21 protein-coding genes and 1 tRNA gene are annotated in these 20,109 nt (G+C 35.1%); 8 read left to right on the top strand and 14 right to left on the bottom strand.

Annotated features, from left to right (window positions below; all coding sequences use genetic code 11):
* Positions 1-404 precede the first annotated feature (404 nt).
* The 6 genes from EYD45_RS08220 to EYD45_RS08195 all read right to left on the bottom strand — a co-directional run bounded on the left by EYD45_RS08220 (position 405) and on the right by EYD45_RS08195 (position 8,519).
* A complete protein-coding gene (locus tag EYD45_RS08220; protein WP_130964058.1) occupies positions 405-1,169 on the bottom strand; it encodes a hypothetical protein in 765 nt (254 codons plus the stop codon).
* Positions 1,170-1,399: 230 nt separating this feature from the next.
* On the bottom strand, positions 1,400-2,773 hold the full coding sequence (locus EYD45_RS08215; RefSeq protein WP_130964057.1) for a hypothetical protein: 1,374 nt from the start codon (positions 2,771-2,773) through the stop codon (positions 1,400-1,402).
* Positions 2,774-3,086: 313 nt separating this feature from the next.
* The gene (locus EYD45_RS08210; RefSeq protein WP_130964056.1) at positions 3,087-4,907 is read right to left on the bottom strand and encodes a sensor histidine kinase; all 1,821 of its coding nucleotides are present in this window, start codon (positions 4,905-4,907) and stop codon (positions 3,087-3,089) included.
* On the bottom strand, positions 4,885-5,520 hold the full coding sequence (locus EYD45_RS08205) for a response regulator (protein ID WP_130964055.1): 636 nt from the start codon (positions 5,518-5,520) through the stop codon (positions 4,885-4,887). The genes EYD45_RS08210 and EYD45_RS08205 overlap by 23 nt, the downstream gene beginning before the upstream one ends.
* Positions 5,521-5,555: 35 nt before the next feature.
* The gene (lepA, locus tag EYD45_RS08200; RefSeq protein WP_130964054.1) at positions 5,556-7,352 is read right to left on the bottom strand and encodes a translation elongation factor 4; all 1,797 of its coding nucleotides are present in this window, start codon (positions 7,350-7,352) and stop codon (positions 5,556-5,558) included.
* A 69-nt stretch (positions 7,353-7,421) separates the two neighbouring features.
* Positions 7,422-8,519 carry a TolB family protein gene (locus EYD45_RS08195; RefSeq protein WP_130964053.1) on the bottom strand — a complete coding sequence of 366 codons (1,098 nt, stop codon included), beginning with the start codon at positions 8,517-8,519 and terminating at the stop codon, positions 7,422-7,424.
* A 54-nt stretch (positions 8,520-8,573) separates the two neighbouring features.
* On the opposite strand from EYD45_RS08195, the gene EYD45_RS08190 reads away from it, so the two are divergent.
* From EYD45_RS08190 to EYD45_RS08180, 3 genes are read left to right on the top strand one after another with little or no spacing between them, the layout of a single operon-like run.
* Positions 8,574-9,797, top strand: a complete 1,224-nt coding sequence (locus EYD45_RS08190; protein ID WP_130964052.1) for a M20/M25/M40 family metallo-hydrolase — start codon at positions 8,574-8,576, stop codon at positions 9,795-9,797.
* A gap of 9 nt (positions 9,798-9,806) precedes the next feature.
* Positions 9,807-10,190 carry a DUF4345 domain-containing protein gene (locus tag EYD45_RS08185; RefSeq protein ID WP_130964051.1) on the top strand — a complete coding sequence of 128 codons (384 nt, stop codon included), beginning with the start codon at positions 9,807-9,809 and terminating at the stop codon, positions 10,188-10,190.
* 27 nt (positions 10,191-10,217) lie between these two features.
* Positions 10,218-10,811 (top strand): SOUL family heme-binding protein, encoded by a 594-nt coding sequence (locus tag EYD45_RS08180; protein WP_233702579.1) that lies wholly within the window; start codon positions 10,218-10,220, stop codon positions 10,809-10,811.
* 3 nt (positions 10,812-10,814) lie between these two features.
* On the opposite strand, the gene EYD45_RS08175 is transcribed toward EYD45_RS08180, so the two are convergent.
* The 4 genes from EYD45_RS08175 to EYD45_RS08160 are packed head-to-tail and all read right to left on the bottom strand — an operon-like array spanning position 10,815 to position 13,360.
* Entirely contained in the window at positions 10,815-11,024 is a 210-nt protein-coding gene (locus EYD45_RS08175; RefSeq protein WP_130964049.1) for a hypothetical protein, read from the bottom strand.
* 2 nt (positions 11,025-11,026) lie between these two features.
* Positions 11,027-11,236, bottom strand: a complete 210-nt coding sequence (locus tag EYD45_RS08170) for a hypothetical protein (protein WP_130964048.1) — start codon at positions 11,234-11,236, stop codon at positions 11,027-11,029.
* Entirely contained in the window at positions 11,233-12,627 is a 1,395-nt protein-coding gene (locus EYD45_RS08165; RefSeq protein ID WP_130964047.1) for a radical SAM protein, read from the bottom strand. The genes EYD45_RS08170 and EYD45_RS08165 overlap by 4 nt, the downstream gene beginning before the upstream one ends.
* Positions 12,617-13,360 (bottom strand): prolipoprotein diacylglyceryl transferase, encoded by a 744-nt coding sequence (locus tag EYD45_RS08160; RefSeq protein ID WP_130964046.1) that lies wholly within the window; start codon positions 13,358-13,360, stop codon positions 12,617-12,619. The genes EYD45_RS08165 and EYD45_RS08160 overlap by 11 nt, the downstream gene beginning before the upstream one ends.
* 58 nt (positions 13,361-13,418) lie before the next feature.
* Here EYD45_RS08160 and dusB point away from each other — a divergent pair, with 58 nt between their 5' ends.
* The 3 genes from dusB (at position 13,419) to EYD45_RS08145 (ending at position 15,939) form a co-directional block, all read left to right on the top strand.
* Complete coding sequence (gene dusB / locus EYD45_RS08155) at positions 13,419-14,414, top strand: tRNA dihydrouridine synthase DusB (protein WP_130964045.1); 996 nt, start codon at positions 13,419-13,421, stop codon at positions 14,412-14,414.
* Positions 14,415-14,495: 81 nt separating this feature from the next.
* A complete protein-coding gene (locus tag EYD45_RS16935) occupies positions 14,496-14,612 on the top strand; it encodes an Rdx family protein (protein WP_233702577.1) in 117 nt (38 codons plus the stop codon).
* 202 nt (positions 14,613-14,814) lie between these two features.
* Positions 14,815-15,939, top strand: a complete 1,125-nt coding sequence (locus tag EYD45_RS08145; protein ID WP_130964044.1) for a C1 family peptidase — start codon at positions 14,815-14,817, stop codon at positions 15,937-15,939.
* Between the two features lie 127 nt (positions 15,940-16,066).
* Here EYD45_RS08145 and EYD45_RS08140 read toward each other — a convergent pair whose 3' ends face one another.
* The 3 genes from EYD45_RS08140 to rbfA all read right to left on the bottom strand — a co-directional run bounded on the left by EYD45_RS08140 (position 16,067) and on the right by rbfA (position 18,442).
* Entirely contained in the window at positions 16,067-16,735 is a 669-nt protein-coding gene (locus EYD45_RS08140) for a DUF3667 domain-containing protein (RefSeq protein WP_130964043.1), read from the bottom strand.
* A gap of 105 nt (positions 16,736-16,840) precedes the next feature.
* The gene (locus EYD45_RS08135) at positions 16,841-18,046 is read right to left on the bottom strand and encodes an ABC transporter permease (RefSeq protein ID WP_130964042.1); all 1,206 of its coding nucleotides are present in this window, start codon (positions 18,044-18,046) and stop codon (positions 16,841-16,843) included.
* Positions 18,047-18,442, bottom strand: a complete 396-nt coding sequence (gene rbfA, locus EYD45_RS08130) for a 30S ribosome-binding factor RbfA (protein WP_130964041.1) — start codon at positions 18,440-18,442, stop codon at positions 18,047-18,049.
* A gap of 78 nt (positions 18,443-18,520) precedes the next feature.
* Between rbfA and mce the strand changes: the two genes are divergently transcribed.
* Complete coding sequence (gene mce, locus EYD45_RS08125; RefSeq protein WP_130964040.1) at positions 18,521-18,940, top strand: methylmalonyl-CoA epimerase; 420 nt, start codon at positions 18,521-18,523, stop codon at positions 18,938-18,940.
* Between the two features lie 129 nt (positions 18,941-19,069).
* Positions 19,070-19,146 (top strand) — tRNA-Ile (locus tag EYD45_RS08120).
* A 210-nt stretch (positions 19,147-19,356) separates the two neighbouring features.
* Here EYD45_RS08120 and EYD45_RS08115 read toward each other — a convergent pair.
* Positions 19,357-19,968, bottom strand: a complete 612-nt coding sequence (locus EYD45_RS08115; protein ID WP_130964039.1) for an RNA polymerase sigma factor — start codon at positions 19,966-19,968, stop codon at positions 19,357-19,359.
* Positions 19,969-20,109: the final 141 nt, after the last annotated feature.

Here is a 20,109-nt window from a genome sequence, read left to right as displayed (position 1 = left end):
AAAAATTGTTAAATATGCTATTGAACGTTGTAATCGTTTGAAATATAATAAAGTACACCCTAAAAGAATAAGAAATTGTTAATAACAATTTTAGCTTTTTTGGATTGAAACTCAATACCGCCAAACGATTGGAACATAGTATTTTTGGGGTTTCTAGCAGTTTATACTACAAACCAATACGCTAGAGATGTAATTTACAAAATAAATTATTAACAATTTGAAGGTTAAAAATTTTTACAGAAAAAAGAGTGTTTTTTCGTTAACAAGTGATTATTAATAAAAATTTAGTGATAAAGATTAAAACCTTTGCAGAATATTAACGGTTTTTTTCAAATTAGTGAATAAAATTGAAAAGCGATTATAATTGACTTAATAACCGCTTTTTAGAAAAAGTGATTGAAGTATTATCTTCTAGCTTTAGCTAAATTCCATACTAAAGATAAGGTTAAGAGGTTGTTTTTATTTATGAACCCCCAAGTGTTATCATCTTTAAATTCGCCACCGCTTTCTGGTTTAAATGTGTTTCTAACATGAGCTAATACATTAGTTTGTAACATCAGAGAAAGCTGGGTAGTTAAAATTATTTGGAAACCAATAACTAAAGCTAAAGTTAACCTCGTAAAATCAGTTTGTCCTCCACTATCAAATTTATCTGCTCCAAAGGCATAAGCTAGCATGAGCCCATAAATAAAGTTTACTTGGTTGTAACGCGTTATAGGAGTAAACATTAAGGCTCTAAATTGTAATTCTAATAAAGATTGTTTGAAAAAATCATTACTAATACCACCATATAAGATGCCTAATGACATATATAGAGCGGTGCTACTAAACACTGCTGCTCTTAAATAATAAGCGGCATGTAAGCACCATAGGGTGTCATCTCCACCAAAGGCTATTCCTCCTCCTAAGGCTAATAAAGTTCTTGCAAAAACTGCAGCTACTTCTTGGGTATTTTGATCTTCCAAAGTATACGACTCTTTAAATTCATCTGAGATTCCAAGGAGTTCGTTTGAAGCAATTTCAGTGTTTTCGCTTTCATATGATACAATAGTGAAAGTGTCTTGCGTTGTTTCTAAAATAGTTTTAAAAATGTTGTCCTGAGCGAACAAGTTACATGTGAAAAGTAAAAGCAATAAAATACAAACGAAGTTAGGATGTTTTGTTTTCATAATTATATGTGGATTGATTAGTTACTTTTTTTAACTCAGTAGAGAGAATCACATGATAATTAGAAACTAAGGCTTTGAAAAGTTACGATAAAACTTTCAAATAAACAACTGTTTCTTAGTGATTTACCGCATGAGTAAGGTAAAAAAATTATTATAATAAAGTAAATTCTATTAGTGGAAAGAGACTTCACATATAACGAAGCCTCTTTGCCAAAGACTAAAAACTAAACTCAAAAATTAAATCTTACACCTAATTTTAGCGGATTGTCTTTGTTGATGAGCAAGCTTGTACCATCTGTTTTAAACTCACCTCCAGATTCTGATTTAAAAGTGGTGCTTTCATAAATGAAAACGGGAAACTGACCAAATACCGACCAATTTTCGCAAATGCGAATGTTTACCCCGCCGTAGGCGCACGCAACGATTCCTGTTACATCATCTATGGAGAATCCGTTGTCTGTTGTTCCAAAATTATAGTTCCCCATGATACCAGCTACAAATTGGGTTTGCTTGCTTGGGGTTAGTGCCGTATGGTACTGTAGCTTAGGGCCAATTTTAATTCTATTTGAATTAGAGTCGTTAAACGACCAACCAGAATAACCAGCCTCAATACCTGCATACCAAGCATAATCATCACTACCATAGGTTATTTTTTTCAAATATTCAGCAAAGAAACAGTACGATATTTCCTCAAAATCTTGGGTGGCTCCAAAACCTACGCCACCACCTATGTACTGATCGGGCATTAGATTATTGATGTCTTCAGTTTTTGGTTCGGAGGAAATGGGTCTGTCTTTTTGTTTTTCTCCACAACACACTAATGAATTGATGGTTATTTTAGAATCTTTAGGTTGGCTGAAAGTTACTTTAGGATGCGTTAAAACGCCTGATGTTGTAGCGGTATATTCAAACGAGCCACTTTTTACTTCGGTCTTATCCAAACCGTTATTGCATACACAATTAACGTTTGCACGTGTTTTTATTTCCCAAGTGATGTTAGGGTAACTGAATTTCGCCACCTTAATAGTGGACAACACCGTTCTTCTGCAATTATCGCTCACAGATTCATCATATTTTACATTGAAGTCCAGTGTTGTAAAAAAACTTTTCAGGCCATTGTAATACCTACGGATAACATCAATGTCTTTATATTCCATACCGCTACTACTGGTACGCTTACCTTGAATATCACCAATACTCTTCCCTGTGTATTCTGATACAAAATCAGAAAAATTTTTACTCTTCTTATAGGAGTATAAACCTTTGTCTTCCATAGTGGTAAAAAAACCCTTATCAAAAGTATCCTTAGTTGTGGGGCTTTGAAAACTATAATAAAGTTTGTTTATGGTGTATATAGCCTCAGTCATACTTACGGATTTCATGGAGCCATCCACTTTGCTTATTAAGTCTTTAGCCTTACAGGTTTTGTTATCTTTCCAGTTTGCAACTTTTGCTTGCGCATGCATGGTTTTAAATGCGGCGTGAAGCTCCTTGGCTGCATCTTTGTTTTTACAGTAAGGGAGTTTTTTGTCTTGCGAATACCCTTTTAAAGAGAAAAAGATAAAACACATCAAAAATCCTGATACAAGTTGATTGGTTTTCATAATGTATGGTTTTAAATTGATTTGAGTAAAGCTACATCAGGATGTTACTACGGTGCAATACCAGAGGTCAGGTAGATTTTGGTTTGAAAGCGTACACCATAAAAAACCAAAAGAGGCTCCAACCTAGGGTGAAGCCTCCTTTTTTCAAGATAAGTGTTTAATCAATTTAAAACATACATCTCGATGGTTGGTTACATAAGAATATCGATTAATAGCATTATAATTATTGAGATATCAGACGTTAAATTGATTGCTTAAAATTATAATAAGTTGATAGGGAAATACAATACCAGAGTTCAGGTAGATTTGCACATTATTTTGGAATTGAAATAAGAATAGAAGTGCCCTTGATGCCATCACTATCTATTGAAAGTGTTCCTCCAACCTGCTGAATTCTAGATTTCATGTTTTTTAAACCAAGACCGTTTTTAGCTCTTGAAACATTAAAGCCGTCACCGTCATCCTCAATTGAGATGGTATATGCATCGTCATGTCCCATAAGTTGTACATCAACATGTTTTGCATTCGCATGTTTTAAAATATTATTAAAAGCTTCTTGAACAACACGATACAATTGGGTAGCCATTTCTTCACCTATAATTTCAGGAAATTGATAATTACTAAAAGAAACCTCTAAAGACGTTTGATTTGATAGTGTTTTAGATAAATCTTCAACACTATCTTTAAATCCAACAATTTTTAAATCTGAAGGAGAAATTTCATGAGACAAATTTCTAACATCGTTACAGATGGTATCAATAGTTTTGGTAACCTTTTCATCTTTAAATTTATCTGAAACAAATCGTTTCAAATAACTTAATTGACTACCAATATTATCATGAAGCTCCTTACCAATACGTTTGCGCTCTTGGTCTTCCCCCTTTATAAAAGCGGTTAGGTTTTTTTTCTCTTCGATCACTATTTTTTCAGAAAGCACATTACGTTCATCATAAATGTCTTTCACCATAAATACCACTGTAAAAGTCAAAAACAAAATTTCTAAAAATGAGGTATAAAACAAAAGGGGTAAATCGTAAAAATAGGTGTTTATTACACCATAACTGTGGTACAAAATGCTAGCCATTGTACCTAAAATCATAAATATATAAGCTAAAGCAAAAAGCGAAGTGCGCTTGTTGTTTTTGCGATAGTAGATCACTATTTGTATAATAATTATACTTATCAAAATAATAAAAAAGGCATACCATATTTTCATGAATATAGAGACCGCGCTTTCAAAAATATGAGTAAACACAAAATGTAATGCTAATCTTAAAACGATAACAACACCCAAGAGTATCTCAATATATTTTTTCAGTTTTGGCGTGTAAGTTTTGGTCTCCAGTATTTTTTGAGAGAACAATGCAAATAGAATTAAAGAAATTTCACTAAAAATAACATAATGGGCATACTTGTTTACGGTACTGTTTTCACGTAAAAATATTTGTGAAAACACACCAATATAGGCACTAATAAAAAGCCCTAGGAAAATAACATAGGCTGCATAGATTAAGTAGGTGCTTTTTCTTAAAAATGAAAAAATAAATAGGCTAAATACAACAGATAAGAGGCTTACCCCAAAGTAAGACCCAATAATTATCTGTTGGATAAAGTTTTGTTTGGTAAATGTTTTTTCATTTTTTAAAAGTATGGAGGTTGCTAAAGGCTTCCCTTTTTCTTTTTTAAGTTTAAGTTGGTATGAAGCTGTTTCTCCTGGGTTTAGATGAATAGGGAAAGTAAAGAGCCTATGTTCTATTGGTTTTGTTGAAATCTTATGTTCAATACCCGTGGTAGACAAAGGGATAAGATGACCGTCTTCATATTTACAAAAAATGATTTCCTTAATGTACACATAAGAGAGTTGCAGAATGAGTTTTCGAGGTGCCTCAAGTTTGTTTTTTATGGTAAAATCAATGCTATTGTAGCTGTTGTTAAAGCTGAAATAAAAATAACTTTTGTTATCAGCTTTTAAATGGTTCGCTTGCCCATTAACTTTTGAAAATGATTTTAGGTTGACTGATGTAAAGTTTGAATCTATAGTGAGTGTGTCAACCTTAGCATCCAAGTTCAAGCAAAAGCCTAAACTAAAAATCAGAAAAAAAGTAATACAGTTATGAGAGCAACTTTTTTTCATTCACAAGTTTTACTAAGTCTATAGAATTATGGATGTCCAGTTTCTTAAAGATATTCTTCTTATGCGTTTCAACAGTGTGGGCACTGATAAATAGGGTTTCAGCAATTTGGGGAACGTTATGGCCTTTTAGAAGCTCTTCAATAATTTCTTTTTCCCGTCTGGTTATTTTTATTTTTTCAACAAAACCATCGGTTTCAGCAACAGCATTTTTTACATCTTTTCCTTGATAGAATTTGTTGCTTTCAAAAACGGAGTCAAGAGCATTTAAAAGGTCATCAGAAGAACAGTTTTTCAGCAAAAATCCATCAGCTTTTAATTGCTTTGCTTTTTTCACGATACTCTCCTTGTTATACATGGTAAGTATAATGACCTTGATTTTTGAGTGTAACGTTTTAATATCTTTTAGAATATCCAAACCGTTTTTGTCGGGGAGGTTTAGATCGAGTAAAATAGCATCAGGAAGGTTTGTTTCTATGGTAGGTAAAACATTGTTTCCATTTTTAATATAACCAATAACTTGATATTCGTTTTGGGTTTTGAATATGGATAGTAAACCATCAATAACGATTTGATGGTCTTCACAGATGAGGATTTTTTTTGGCTGGTTCTCCATGAGAGCAATCTACATGAAGAAAGATACAAAAAAGATTAATCATTAAGCTTTAACACTGCCATAAAGGCTTGTTGCGGGATTTCTACATTACCCACTTGTCGCATACGTTTCTTCCCTTTTTTCTGCTTTTCTAAAAGTTTACGCTTACGCGAAATATCCCCACCGTAACATTTTGCAGTCACATCTTTACGCAACGCTTTTACAGTTTCTCTTGAAATAATTTTAGCACCAATAGCCGCTTGAATTGGAATATCAAATTGCTGACGCGGGATAAGTTCTTTTAATTTCTCACACATCTTTTTGCCAATGGTCTGGGCGTTTTCTGCATGTATTAAGGCTGAAAGGGCATCAACGGGTTGTGCATTCAGTAAGATATCTAATCGTACTAATTTTGAAGGCTTCATGCCAATTGGATGGTAATCAAAAGATGCGTAGCCTTTTGATACAGTTTTTAATCTATCGTAAAAATCAAATACAATTTCAGCTAAAGGCATTTCAAAAATTAATTCAACACGCTCAGTCGTTAAATAGGTTTGGTTGGTGATGATACCACGTTTTTCAATACACAACGACATCACGTTACCCACAAAATCTGATTTTGTGATAATTGTAGCTTTAATATAAGGCTCCTCAACACGGTTTAATGTGGAAGGTTCAGGTAAATCAGAAGGGTTGTTTACTATTATTGCCTCGTTAGGAACTTTATTTGTGTAAGCATGATAGGATACATTGGGTACGGTTGTAATCACCGTCATGTCAAACTCACGCTCCAGACGCTCTTGGATAATTTCCATATGAAGCATCCCTAGGAATCCACAGCGAAACCCAAAACCTAATGCCGCAGAACTTTCAGGTTGAAACACCAAAGACGCATCGTTAAGCTGCAGTTTCTCCATGGAAGCCCTTAAATCCTCGTAATCTTCAGTATCAACAGGGTAAATGCCTGCGAATACCATAGGTTTTACGTCCTCAAAACCTTCTACAATATTGGTTGTTGGTTTAGCAAAATCGGTAATGGTATCACCCACTTTAACCTCTTTGGCAGTTTTAATCCCTGTAATTAGATAACCAACATCGCCCGTTTTTACGGTTTGTTTTGCAACTTGGTTTAGCTTAAGTGTTCCAATTTCATCCGCATAATAATCCTTATCAGTCGCTACAAACTTTATATGTTGGCCTTTTTTAATTTCACCATTAAATACTCGAAAATAGGTTTCAATACCTCTAAAAGTATTATAAACAGAATCAAAAATTAGAGCTTGTAATGGCGCATTTGGGTCGCCTTCAGGAGCAGGAATACGTTCTATGATGGCCGCCAAAATATTATCGACTCCAAAACCTGTTTTTCCACTGGCGTGAATTACCTCTTCGGGGTCGCAACCTAATAAATCTACAATGTCATCTGTAACTTCTTCAGGATTTGCACTTGGTAAATCTACCTTATTCAAAACAGGAATAATCTCCAAGTCATTTTCTAAAGCCAGATATAGGTTAGAAATGGTTTGTGCCTGTATGCTTTGTGCAGCATCAACGATTAACAGCGCACCTTCACAAGCAGCGATAGAACGCGATACTTCATAAGAAAAATCGACGTGCCCAGGAGTGTCAATTAAGTTTAAAATATATTTCTGTCCTTCATATTCATAATCCATTTGGATAGCGTGACTTTTAATAGTAATTCCACGCTCTCGTTCCAAATCCATATTGTCCAAAAGTTGATCTTGCTTTTCTCGTGCGGTTACAGAACCTGTATAGTCTAGCAAGCGATCTGCAAGTGTACTTTTTCCGTGATCAATATGTGCAATAATGCAAAAGTTTCTGATGTTCTTCATAAATCAAGTCTCGTCTTAAAAAAGATGCAGCAAAGATAAGGTAATTATTATGCTAAATATATTTTAAAATTAGTCTTGCCATTCTGCAATAAAAAGGTTGGTATCCCTACCACCTCCATTATTTCTATTTGATGAAAAAGCTAAATACTTCCCATCATTTGAAAATACTGGGAATGCATCAAAGGTGTCGCTATGAGTAACACGTTCCAAGTTTTTCCCATCGATATCAATTAAATATAAGTTGAAGGGGAAACCACGTTCTGCTTCAAAATTTGAGGAGAACAATATTTTCTTTCCTGAAGGATGAAAAAACGGACTCCAATTGGCATTTCCTAAATCGGTTAACTGTTTTAAATCACTGCCATCAGCATTACATATGTAAAGCTCCATTTCTGTAGGTTCAACCAAGCCTTCAGCTAAAAGCTCCTTGTATTCTTTAATTTCTTGTTCGGTTTTTGGGCGTGAAGAGCGGAAGATTATTTTAGTACCATCTGGCGAGAAGAACGCTCCACCATCATAACCCAATTCATCTGTAATTTGGGTTACACTGCTACCATCAAGGTTCATGGTATACAATTCTAAATCGCCACTACGGGTTGAGGTAAATACAATTTTATCACCTTTTGGAGATACGGTTGGTTCAGCATCATACCCTTTTTCGTTGGTCAATTGCTTTACGATATTACCTTCTAAATCTGCCATAAAAATATCATAGGTATCATAAACAGGCCAAATATATTTTCCATTTTTACGCAATGGTGTGTCTGGACATTTTTCGTCACCTAAATGTGTCGACGCATATATAATGTGTTTGTTGTCGGGTAGAAAATAAGAGCAAGTAGTTCTGCCCTTTCCCGTTGAAATCATAGGCGGTGTTTTATCTTCAAAAGTTTCACCAACATTCATTAAAAACATTTGGTCGCACCCAACGTTCCAATTCTTATTATTGGATTGAAACACAATTTGCTTGTCGTCAAAACTCCAATAGGCTTCAGCATTATCCCCGCCAAAGGTGATTTGTTTTATAGACTTAAAATGTTTTTCACCCGGATAGATTAAGGAGTCCTTAACTTCAACAGTTTCTTTAGAGGATTCAGCAGCTTTTTTAGTTTCGTTTTTGCAACTAAAAACAAGAGCAACAAAAACAATAAGGTATATAGATTTCATTCTTGAAAAGTTATAGCTATTGATTAAATTTGAACAAAATTAATACTTAAAACCATGAAATACATCGTCATACTTCTTTTTTTGGGAATATTAAGTTCGTGCAAAACTGAAAAGTCAAAACCCGTTAGCATTCAAGACGATGTTGTTTTTTTGTCGGCCGATTCGCTTGAAGGGCGACAAACAGGAACAGAGGGTGAAATATTGGCCGCCAAATACATATCAAACCGTTTTGAAAACTTAGGTATAGATGGTAAAGGAACAGATGGCTACTTTCAAGAATTTTCATTTAAACCAAAAACAAATCCGCACCAACAGGTAAACTATACGGTAAAGGATGGCGATAGCACCATTACAGGAACTAACGTCATCGGCTTTTTAAATAACAATGCTGAAAACACGATTGTTATTGGAGCACACTACGACCATTTGGGTTATGGTGCTGAAGGCTCATTACATCGCGGTGAAAAAGCAATCCACAACGGTGCTGATGATAACGCCAGTGGTATTGCCGTTATGCTAAATTTAGCAGAAAAACTTAAAGGTAAAAACACAAATAACAACTATCTTTTCATGGCGTTTTCTGGTGAGGAAATGGGTTTATTGGGCTCTAATTATTTTGTAAAAAACCCAACAATCGACACCAAAAAAGTGAATTATATGATTAATATGGATATGGTAGGACGCTTAAAAGCCGATAGTACATTGGCGGTTTATGGTGTTGGCACATCTCCCATTTTAAAACAAACACTAAAGGCACATAACGAAAGTTTTAAATTGATTCAAAAAGAATCTGGTATTGGCCCGAGTGATCATACGTCTTTTTATAATGCTGATATTCCTGTATTGCATTTTTTTACTGGGCAACATGAAGATTATCACAAACCAACAGATGATTTTGATAAGTTGAATTACAAAGGCATGCAAACCATATCAAACTATATTTTTGAAGTGATTTCAGATTTAGACGATAATGGAAAATTACCCTTTAGAAAAACAAAAAATGAAAGTGAAGAAACGCCGAGGTTTAAAGTTGGTCTGGGTGTGATTCCTGATTATTTATATGATGGTAAAGGCATGCGCATTGACGGTATCAGTGAAGACAAGCCAGCACAAAAGGCGGGGTTGCAAAAAGGCGATATTGTTGTGAAATTAGGTGATAGCGCGGTAGTGGATATGATGAGCTATATGAAAGCCTTGGCAACTTTTAAAAAAGGAGATACCACCAAAGTAGTAGTTGATAGAGAAGGTGAACAGGTAGAAGCTAAAATTGAATTTTAAAATCAGCAAATGCTAAAAACCAAACAGGACTTTTTAAATAAAATCCACCTGATAATTTCGTTGATTATTGTTGTTCCTGTAGCGCTTTTGTATGGTTTCAATCCAAGTTTAGAATTTGATATTCATTTAGATACCATTGATGAATTGAACGCTTTTAAAGCTATTATGGGTTTATATTTAGGCTTTTCAACACTTTGGGTTTTAGGAATTTTGCAAAATAAGTATCTAAAACTAGCTTTAGTAACCAATATGATTTTTATGTTGGGGTTGGGCTTAGGCAGGTTATTAAGTTTAGCCTTAGACGGCACACCAACATTTGCCTATATTTTTGGAACCGTAGGAGAATTGGTTCTAGGGATTTACGGAATCGTGATATTAAGCCGTTTAAAATAGTCGTATCTTAGAGAAAAGTTGTGAGCTATGAAAATGAAAACAATACTAATAATTTTAGGTGCTTTAGGATTAATCTTTGTAATTGTTCAGGTTATATATTATTACAAAATACAGAGTAATATAGAAACCTATCCCTACGAGGTTGTTAAGGATTACGACACTTTTGAAATAAGAAACTACGAGGCATCACTGTTTACATCTGTAAAACTTAACGAAGGGAATTACAAAGAAACCTCCAGCAAAGGGTTTTCAGTTTTGGCAGGTTATATCTTTGGAGACAATAAAAAAAACGAAAAAATAGCAATGACGTCTCCTGTAGCAATGACTATTGAAGATAATAGTACCATGATGTTTATGGTACCTGGAAAGTTTAATAAAGAAGATTTACCCGAGCCAACGAATAACGCTATTACATTCAAGGAAATGCCCGCAAAAAAGGTAGCCGCCATTACATTTGGCGGATGGGCAAATGATGAAAAAATAAATGAGTATAAGGAAAAATTAGTAGCTGCGCTAAAAGCTAGCAATATAAAGCACACCAATAACTTTTACTTTTTTGGATATAACGCGCCTTTTGAAATTATCAAAAGAAAAAACGAGGTAATTGTGGAGCTGGAATAATATTTAAAAACCCGCAATTAGGGCACCACAAATACCTAAGCTAATAATGAGGTACACAGTAGCAATAATAAACAATACTTTTGCTGCTTTTTTATTTTTACCAAGTAAGCTAAATCCAATGATGGCTAATATTACTGATGGTCCAAACATTATCAGTAAAATGATAATGAACAAACCGGTAAAATCCATATTTGGGCTTAATAAGTATATCATAATTACATTTTTGTTAAAATTACGCCACAGGTTCCAAAACCAATTATTGTGTAAACAATAGCGATGATTTGAAGGATTTTTGCTGTTTTAGGCCTTCTCATTTTAATGCGAGAACCTATTAGAGAAATGATAATTGCTGGAGTTAATGCAATAAGTAAAATGAATAACCCCATCAATATTAGTGGGAAAGTATCATCATTTAAGCTTTTCATAAAACCCCATTTTTCAATTCCTCCAATCGCGCCCGCTTATCATCCCGATACAATAAATTCATGGTTTCAAACGGAATAATTTTGTTATCCTTATCCACAATATGCACGCAGGATTTTTTTATGGCACGCACATCAAAGTTATAAGCATCAATAAATTGCATGATAATAATACGAAATAAATTATCGTAACCCAGATTTGGCGCATCAATATTTGGTAAGCAGCACATAATACTTTTTAGATTTTCCTCAGCAACTTCCACTGAATTTCCGGTGCTAAACAGCTCAATCATTTTACCATGCAGCTGTTCATCCTGCTCATAAATAATGGTGTTTTTACTGTTGTCTAGCAAATCATTTGGGTTAATATAGCGCGTTAACGGAAACACCTCGCCATCCAATTTTAAGGCATAACCCATCACCAAAGCATCAGGATTACAAGGTACGGGCAATAAATCGTCACCCGTAAAAATATCCGTTTGTTCCATAATCTTGCGTCGTACTTCCGTTAAGGTCATCCTATCCGTTTCAGGATTAAAATTATCTAAACGGCCAGCAATTTGTGTGGGCTGAAACGTCACTCCACGCACACACTTTTGTTGCAAAGCATAGTCAATAATTTTTCCAATCTCATGGTCATTCAATCCTTTTTGAAGCGTGACTACCAAGGTGGTCGATAAGTTCAAGGCATTCAAATTATCCAACGCCTGTACTCGAATATCCCACAAATCCGCTCCACGCAATTCTTGCAACACACTATTCTCAAACGAATCAAACTGTAAGTAGATTTCAAAATCGGGAGCATAACTTTTTAAGCGTTGCGCAAAAGCAAAATCCCTAGCAATTTTTATCCCGTTGGTATTCAACATCAAATGCCTAATCGGTAAGGATTTCGCATAATCCATAATCTCCCAAAACTGTGGATGAATCGTGGGTTCACCGCCCGAAATTTGCACCACATCAGGTTCCTTTTCGTTCCGTACAATAGTATCCAACATCGCTTTCACTTCATCCAAAGTGCGATGCCTCCCATAAGTTGGCGACGATCCCGCATAACACGTCGGGCACGTTAAATTACAGCGGTCTGTAACCTCTACAACCGTCAAGCACGAGTGCTGCTCATGGTCGGGGCACAAGCCACAATCATAGGGGCAACCATAGTGCGTTTGTGTGTTAAATTTATATGGTGTTTCGCTCGGTTTATTGTAGTTTCTAATGTTTTTGTAGTACTCAATATCGTCCGCAATCAAAACTTTAGAATTTCCATGCTCATTGCAGCGTTTCAGCATATACACATTACCATTTTCAAACACAATTTTTGCGTCTACACGTTTTAAACACTCAGGGCAGAGGCTTAGAGTAAAATCGTAATAGGTGTATTTTCTAACGGGCATGTTTTAGTTTTTGAAAGATGAATTTATTGTAATAGAACACACAAATTATACATAAAATTTGGATTGTACTCAACCCAAATGCATAAAATACATTTGGTTTTAAAAATTCAATACAAAAGCGAAACCCAAAGTACAAAATCATAAACCATTTAAAGAGGTCGCCATTTATTAAGCTGGGGCTGTTTTGTAGTCGTTTCAAACCAAAGAAGAGTAAAACTAAAAACACCAATTCATATAAAGATGTTGGGTGCCGTAATACACCATCGCCCAAATCCATTCCTGTAAAAAAAGCGGTTTCCTTACCATAGGTAAATTCATTAATGCCAGATAAAAAGCATCCAATACGGCCAATAAAAATGCCCAAAATAATAGGAAACACAAACAAATCTCCTGATGATTGGGTTTCGCCAATATATTTTTTAGCAAGCTCAACACCTAAAAGTCCACCAAACAAACCACCCATAATGGTTTTGGCGTTTAGCAGTTGAACGATGTTTTGTTGCGACCACTCAAACACAGGGTTTTCCAAAATACCAACTACGCGAGAACCAATTAAAGCGCCTAAAGCTGCCCCCAGAATGATGGATAAACGATTGTTTGACGAAATATGGTCTTTCGATTTTCGCCGTAGAATAACATAATATCTAAACGCCAAAAAGAACGCCAAATACTCTAAAACCAAGTGAATGTTTATGTTATAACCGAATAATTGTGGTTCAAAAGGGATTTGCAACAGTTGAATTTTTTATAAATATAGAGAAAAGCAGTAGTTTTGCTGAAAAATTGAACTCTTGGTAAAAATAGACAACATAGAACTTGGTGAATTCCCATTGCTTTTAGCACCAATGGAAGATGTAAGCGATCCGCCATTTCGTGCCTTGTGCAAAGAGCAAGGTGCCGATGTGGTGTACACCGAGTTTGTGTCTAGTGAAGGCTTGATTAGAAACGCAGCCAAAAGCGTGATGAAGTTGGATATTTACGAAAAAGAGCGTCCTGTTGGCATTCAAATTTTTGGGGCTAATCTGGATAGTATGCTGCAAACCATTGATATTGTTGAGCGTTCCAAACCAGATATTATCGATATTAATTTTGGGTGCCCAGTAAAAAAAGTAGTGAGCAAAGGTGCAGGCGCAGGTATTTTAAAAGATGTGTGCCTGATGGAAAAACTCACTGCTGAAATGGTTAAGCGCACCAATATACCAGTAACTGTAAAAACACGTTTAGGTTGGGACCATGATTCTATAAAAATAGTTGAGGTCGCCGAACGCTTACAAGATGTTGGAATAAAATCTATTGCAATCCACGGGCGCACACGAGCGCAGATGTATAAAGGTGATGCCGATTGGAAACCGATTGCCGCCGTAAAAAATAACCCAAGAATGCATATTCCTGTGTTTGGAAATGGCGATGTGGATACACCAGAAAAAGCAGCAGAAATGCGAGACAGTTATGGACTGGATGGCGCTATGATTGGTCGCGCTAGTATTGGTAATCCTTGGTTTTTTAAGCAAGTCAAGCACTTTTTTAAAACAGGCGAACATTTAGCGCCAATTTCTCTAGAAGAACGTGTGGAAGCGGCTCGTCGTCATTTACAAATGTCCATAGATTGGAAAGGAGAGGTTTTAGGTGTTTTTGAAACCCGTCGTCACTACACCAACTACTTTAAAGGGATTCCACATTTTAAAGAATACCGTATGAAAATGGTAACTAGCGACCATTCCGAAGATGTATTCGCAACCTTTGACGAGGTTCTGGAGGAATTTGCGGGGTATGAGTTTACAGCGTAAATTTTCATAGTTTGTTTATGAAAAATCACATCAAAAATTATCTACTGCACCCAATGCCGATGGTTACTTCGCGCTACGTGGATGTCACAAGAATTACTCACGACTTTTAACGAGGAGATTGACGAACTCATTTTAGTACCAGGAACTGGTGGTATTTTTGAAGTGTATGCCAATGCAGAAAAAAGTATGGTGGCGTAAGAATATGAATGGTTTCCCAGAGATTACCACACTAAAAAAGCTAGTAAGAGATGTGATTGCCCCCGATAAAAATTTAGGACATATTGATAGGAAAAAATAAACTATATACTCACTTCTAACACCGAGAGACTTAGATATCTGTAGTTATTTTAACTCTCTTCTTTTTTATAACTTAGCTAGCGATAATTTTAAGATATCCGTTATGTTTAAAAATGTGCTTATTACTCTTGGGCTTTTATGCTCGTTAACCATTGTCAGTGCCCAAGAACCGTATCAATTTACTGAAGTAATCGATCTGGAAGCGACACCAGTTATTAGTCAAGGACGCACAGGCACCTGTTGGAGCTTTTCCAGCACATCCTTTTTAGAATCTGAAATTATTAGGCTTACAGGAAAACAAATTGATTTATCCGAAATGTATACGGTACGCAATACCTATCCTAAAAAGGCAGATAATTTTGTAATGCGCCAAGGCAAAGCACAATTTAGTGAGGGCGGTTTAGCGCATGATGTCATGAATTCTGTGGCGGAATATGGCTTGGTACCTAATACAGCTTTTAGTGGTTTATTACAAGGCGAAACCTATCATAATCATGCTGAATTGGTGGCTGTTTTAAGAAGTATGGTGGAAACTTATGTAGACAACCCAGGTAAAAAACTAAGCAAGAAATGGAAAGATGCAGTAGAGGCTGTACTAACGGTTTACATGGGGGAAAACCCTAAATCTTTTGAATATGAAGGGAAAACCTATACGCCGCAATCGTTTTTGGAATTAACGAAAATCAACCCCTCGGATTATGTAAACATCACCTCATTTGCACATTCGCCATTTTACGAGAAGTTCATTTTAAACATTCCTGATAATTGGAGCTACGGGAGTTTTTATAACGTGCCTTTGGACGAGATGATATCAACTATAGACAATGCCTTGGAAAACGGATTTACAGTAGAGCTAGATTGCGATGTGAGTGAGCGTACATTTTCATCCAAAAACGGTGTTGCCGTAATTCCAGAGTCTGATGAAAACTACAAAAAGGCTTTAGAAGCTATTTATCCTGAAAAGCAAATTACCCAACAATACAGACAGGATGAGTTTGAAAACTATACCACAACCGATGACCATTTAATGCATATTACGGGCATTTTAAAAGACCAAAATGGCACTAAATATTACAAGGTAAAAAACAGTTGGGGTACAGATGCCTCTAGAAATGCCAATGGGGGCTATGTGTATTTCAGTGAAAGCTATATGCGTTTAAAGGCTATTAGTATTACGGTGCATAAGGATGCTGTTGCCAAGGCTTTGGCAAAAAAGTTGGGCTGGTAGAATTTTAATTATTTCGGCAAATGGCAGGTAAACTGTCGCCTAATCTGTTACTAGTTTTGGCTCGATGTTCGTTTCGCCAAAAGCTAATAATTTGCACTACTTTTGCTTGTGTTTGTTGAGGTTTTCACTATCCTGTTTTTGTTGTTTTAATAAAAACAATTACTGCAAAAGCGATAATAAATGATATTATCATGAACAAAATAAAATTAACGCAATATACCATGGTAGTGCGTAAAACATTTAATAAGCGGTTGCCCTGATTAAATATTTGCCAATACACCCAAAAATTATAACCTACAGAGATAAAGAATGGTAGCGACTCTAAAAATGGATTATTAATAAAAAGAGTTATAACTATAAATAGGCTATACAATATGGCTTGCTGACCAATGATATAAGCATTTATTACAATATGTTCTAAGTAGTTATATTTGTACTTAATGAACAAAAGATATGATGCTAAAGAAAAAAAGGGAATAGAAATTAATGTAGCGTATGCAAAGTTGTTTGAAAGCCAAGTGAAGAGATAGATTGCTTCATTATCTACACTTGATGATTGTGCCCCATTGGTAAAACCTTCAATAAAATTATTCATCCAAGTTTTACCGTCTAACAATATCGATAACATATAATAAACAGTAGATAGCGTTAACGCATAAGCAATGGGTTTGAAGTGTGGTTTTCTTTTCCCGTTTAAAAATGCTTTTATGCTGTTTCCAGGATTTAGAAATAGCATTTTAATCGTGTAGAAAAAACCTTTGTCTACTTGAAAAACACTTTCTGATAGTTCTTCCAAAAAAGACGATAGGCTTATTTTTTTATGTTGGATTTTTGCCCACAATGGCTACAAAAGTTTCCGCCTATTTGTTTTCCACAGTTTTTGCAATTCATATGCGAATAATTAATATCCTGTTACTAATTTCTCTGTAACTCTAGTGGCACTTATCTTGGAGGATGCAATACCTAAAACCGAAATGGTTAGGAAAACAATGATGAAGTTTTCGAGCTTAATACTTACTGGATAAGCCAGTGTTGGTGTGATGGGAACAAGTCCGAAGGTTTGTTGTAGAAGCACGATGAGCAGGCCTAAAAACAGGCCAACAACACACCCAATAAGTGTAATGGCAGATCCTTGAATGAAAAAGATTTTCCTCATGTTTTTTATAGTAACGCCTAAATTGTAAAGGGTATTTAGCGATTGTTTTTTTTCTAAAATCATCATGATAATAGAGCCAATAACGTTGAATATGAGAAGTGCCGAAACAAGGGTAAGCAGCAGATAAATGAGCAGGTTTTCGCTATTGAGCATTTTGTAGAGGGCATCGTTAAGCTGTACGCGGTTTTTTATGGCTACTGTATCGCCCAGGATGTTTTGTAATTGGGACTTTACGGCTGCTTCTTCAGCACCTTCTTTAAGTTTAAACTCTATAGCTGAAATTTGGTTGGGTTTGTAGTTTAGAAGTCTTCTGGCTAAACTTATAGAGGCGTACACATAGGTGTCATTTAGCTTTTCGTTAATATCAAAAATACCAACATTAACGGCTCTTACGGTATTAAAGGCGTTTTTGGTAGAAGTTACTTGTCCTTTTCCAGGTTTTGGTACATATATGTTGATGCCTTTTGTGTAATCTAAAACACCAAAAGACAGATTTTGAGACACACCCCAACCAGCCACCACTTGATTGGTTTTTTGCTCGAGCCAATTACCGTAGCGAACTACAGAATCGATACTACTTACTTTATTAAAATTTTCATCTACACCCTTAATGCGTGCCAAGTAGTTTTTCCCTTCTGAATATACGATAACGTGTTCTTCTATAATTTCGGAATACAGTGCAATGTCTTCAATATTGTTTAATTGTTGACGTTGTTCTTCTGATAAAACAAAAGATTTGCCAATGACAGTTTCAACCTTTAAGTCAGGGTCTACAAATGTGGAAAACTGTAATGTAAAATCTTTTAATCCAGCAAATCCAGATAGGACAATAAATAATGAAGCCGCACCAATAACCACGCCCAGAAGCGCAATTATGGTAATAAAATTAATGGCATTGTTGCTGCTTTTAGAGCGTAAATAACGTTTAGCAATGTATAAGGAAAAACTCAACTACGATTTTTTTCTTTTATCCAATAAGTCCGGGTTTTCAAGCGGGTTATCTTTCCCTTTGAGAGACTGTTCTATTTTATCGATATACTCCAAAGAATCGTCAATAAAAAATTCTAAATGAGGCATACGGCGCAACTGGTTTTTGGTACGTTGTGCCAATTCATGCCGAATTAAAGGGGTGTTGCTTCTTATGCCCTCGATAAGTGTTTTGCCTTTATCATTTGGGAAAATACTTAAATATACTTTTGCCACCGATAAATCTACAGTAACCTTTACTTTTGAAACCGATATAATAACACCCTGCATCCCGCCTTGGGTAGCTGCGCTTTGTAATACATCTGCTAAATCACGTTGTAAAACACCTCCTATTTTTTTTTGTCTTTGACTTTCTTCCATAAAAATTAATGTAACATTAATTTTGTCACGATGCAAAAATAAGGGATATTTTGTATCTTTCTGTAAAAGTAATACCTAATGAATAAAATAGAACATATAGGAATAGCGGTAAAGAGTTTAAAGGACTCCAATACACTATTTGAAAAGCTGTTTGGTATCCCAAATTATAAGGTTGAAGAAGTGAAAAGTGAAGGCGTGAGCACCTCCTTTTTTAAAGTGGGTGAGAACAAAATTGAACTATTAGAAGCAACAAAAGAAGATAGCCCTATTGCTAAATTTATTGAGAAGAAAGGTGAAGGTATTCATCATATAGCGTTTGATGTGGATGATATTGAAGCAGAAATAATACGGTTACAAGATGAGGGATTTAAGGTATTAAACGAAACCCCAAAAAAAGGTGCCGACAATAAGCTGGTAGCGTTTCTACATCCAAAATCTTCCAATGGTGTGTTAATAGAATTGTGTCAAGAGATTGGGCTTCCGCCTTTGCGAGAGTAACAATTTAAAGAAACTAAGGCGCATAGCACCTTAGAGTGTTCTTTTAAACTAAAATATCTTGTAGGATTTTAAAATATATAGTAATATTGCACACTCTTATTTAAAGAGCATTGCAATGTTATTGCAAGGGGTCCTATAACTCAGTTGGTTAGAGTATCTGACTCATAATCAGAAAGTCCCTGGTTCGAGCCCAGGTGGGACCACCACTTCAATTAAGCCTTAGCATCAGCTAAGGCTTTTTTATGCTCCAAGATTTAGACACGGGTTTAATAATTTCAGGCTATACATGTATACTACGATTTCCAAAAAATCATTTTTATAAAGTCCTCAAATTCTCTTTTTTACGTTTGATATTTATTTGATAATAATATTGAATTAAAAAAACTCGAGTAACCAAAAGAAATTTGACTTAAAAACTAATCAAAAGCTTTCAGGGGTTCAATAAACTTTTTTTTAACAAATAATAAGGATAATATAAACTCTGTTTTACTCCCTACTTCATCTCTAATCTTAGTAAAAGCGATGGTTATATGTCTCTCTATTGTGCTAACTGAAATATTAAGGTATTCAGAAATCTCTATATTCGTTAGTCCATCTTTTTTACTAAGAATGAAAACTTCTTTACACTTTGGCGGTAGGTTTTCAATTGCTTGTTTAACTTTTAGTTTTAATTTGTCTAGAGTATCTTTATCTTCTTTTTCGACAATTCGGTTTAAGCCTTCAACATATTTCTTTTCTAGAGCTGTTAATGCTTGGTTTTTTTTATATTGATTAATGCAGGCGTTGTATACAGATTTGTATAAGTAGTTTTTAAGTGGTAAATCTTCTCTGAGACCATCTCTCTTTTCCCAAATTTTAATAAATAAATTTTGAACTATATCTTCAGAGAGCGGGATATCGTTAAGTAAGCTATTAGCATAAAGGCATAATTTACTATTGTATTTGTCTACAAGGTTTGCAAAAGCCTTCTCATCTCCACGTTTTAGTTTAGAAACAAATGCTGCGTTGTCGTCAAATATTAGTCCCATAAAAGATTATGTATCAATAGTCAAACACTAATGATTTTCCCTAAAATTATTAATATGCCTTAAATATGTCAAATATTTTAATAAAAAATCAAAAAAATTTATAAAATATTGGGGGTCTCATAAAATGACTTTGTAATATAT

Source organism: Hyunsoonleella flava (genome assembly GCF_004310325.1).
In the GTDB taxonomy this organism is placed as follows: Bacteria; Bacteroidota; Bacteroidia; order Flavobacteriales; family Flavobacteriaceae; genus Jejuia; species Jejuia flava.
The sequence above is the reverse complement of the archived record's forward strand: the minus strand, read 5'-3'. Positions and strand labels throughout refer to the sequence as shown.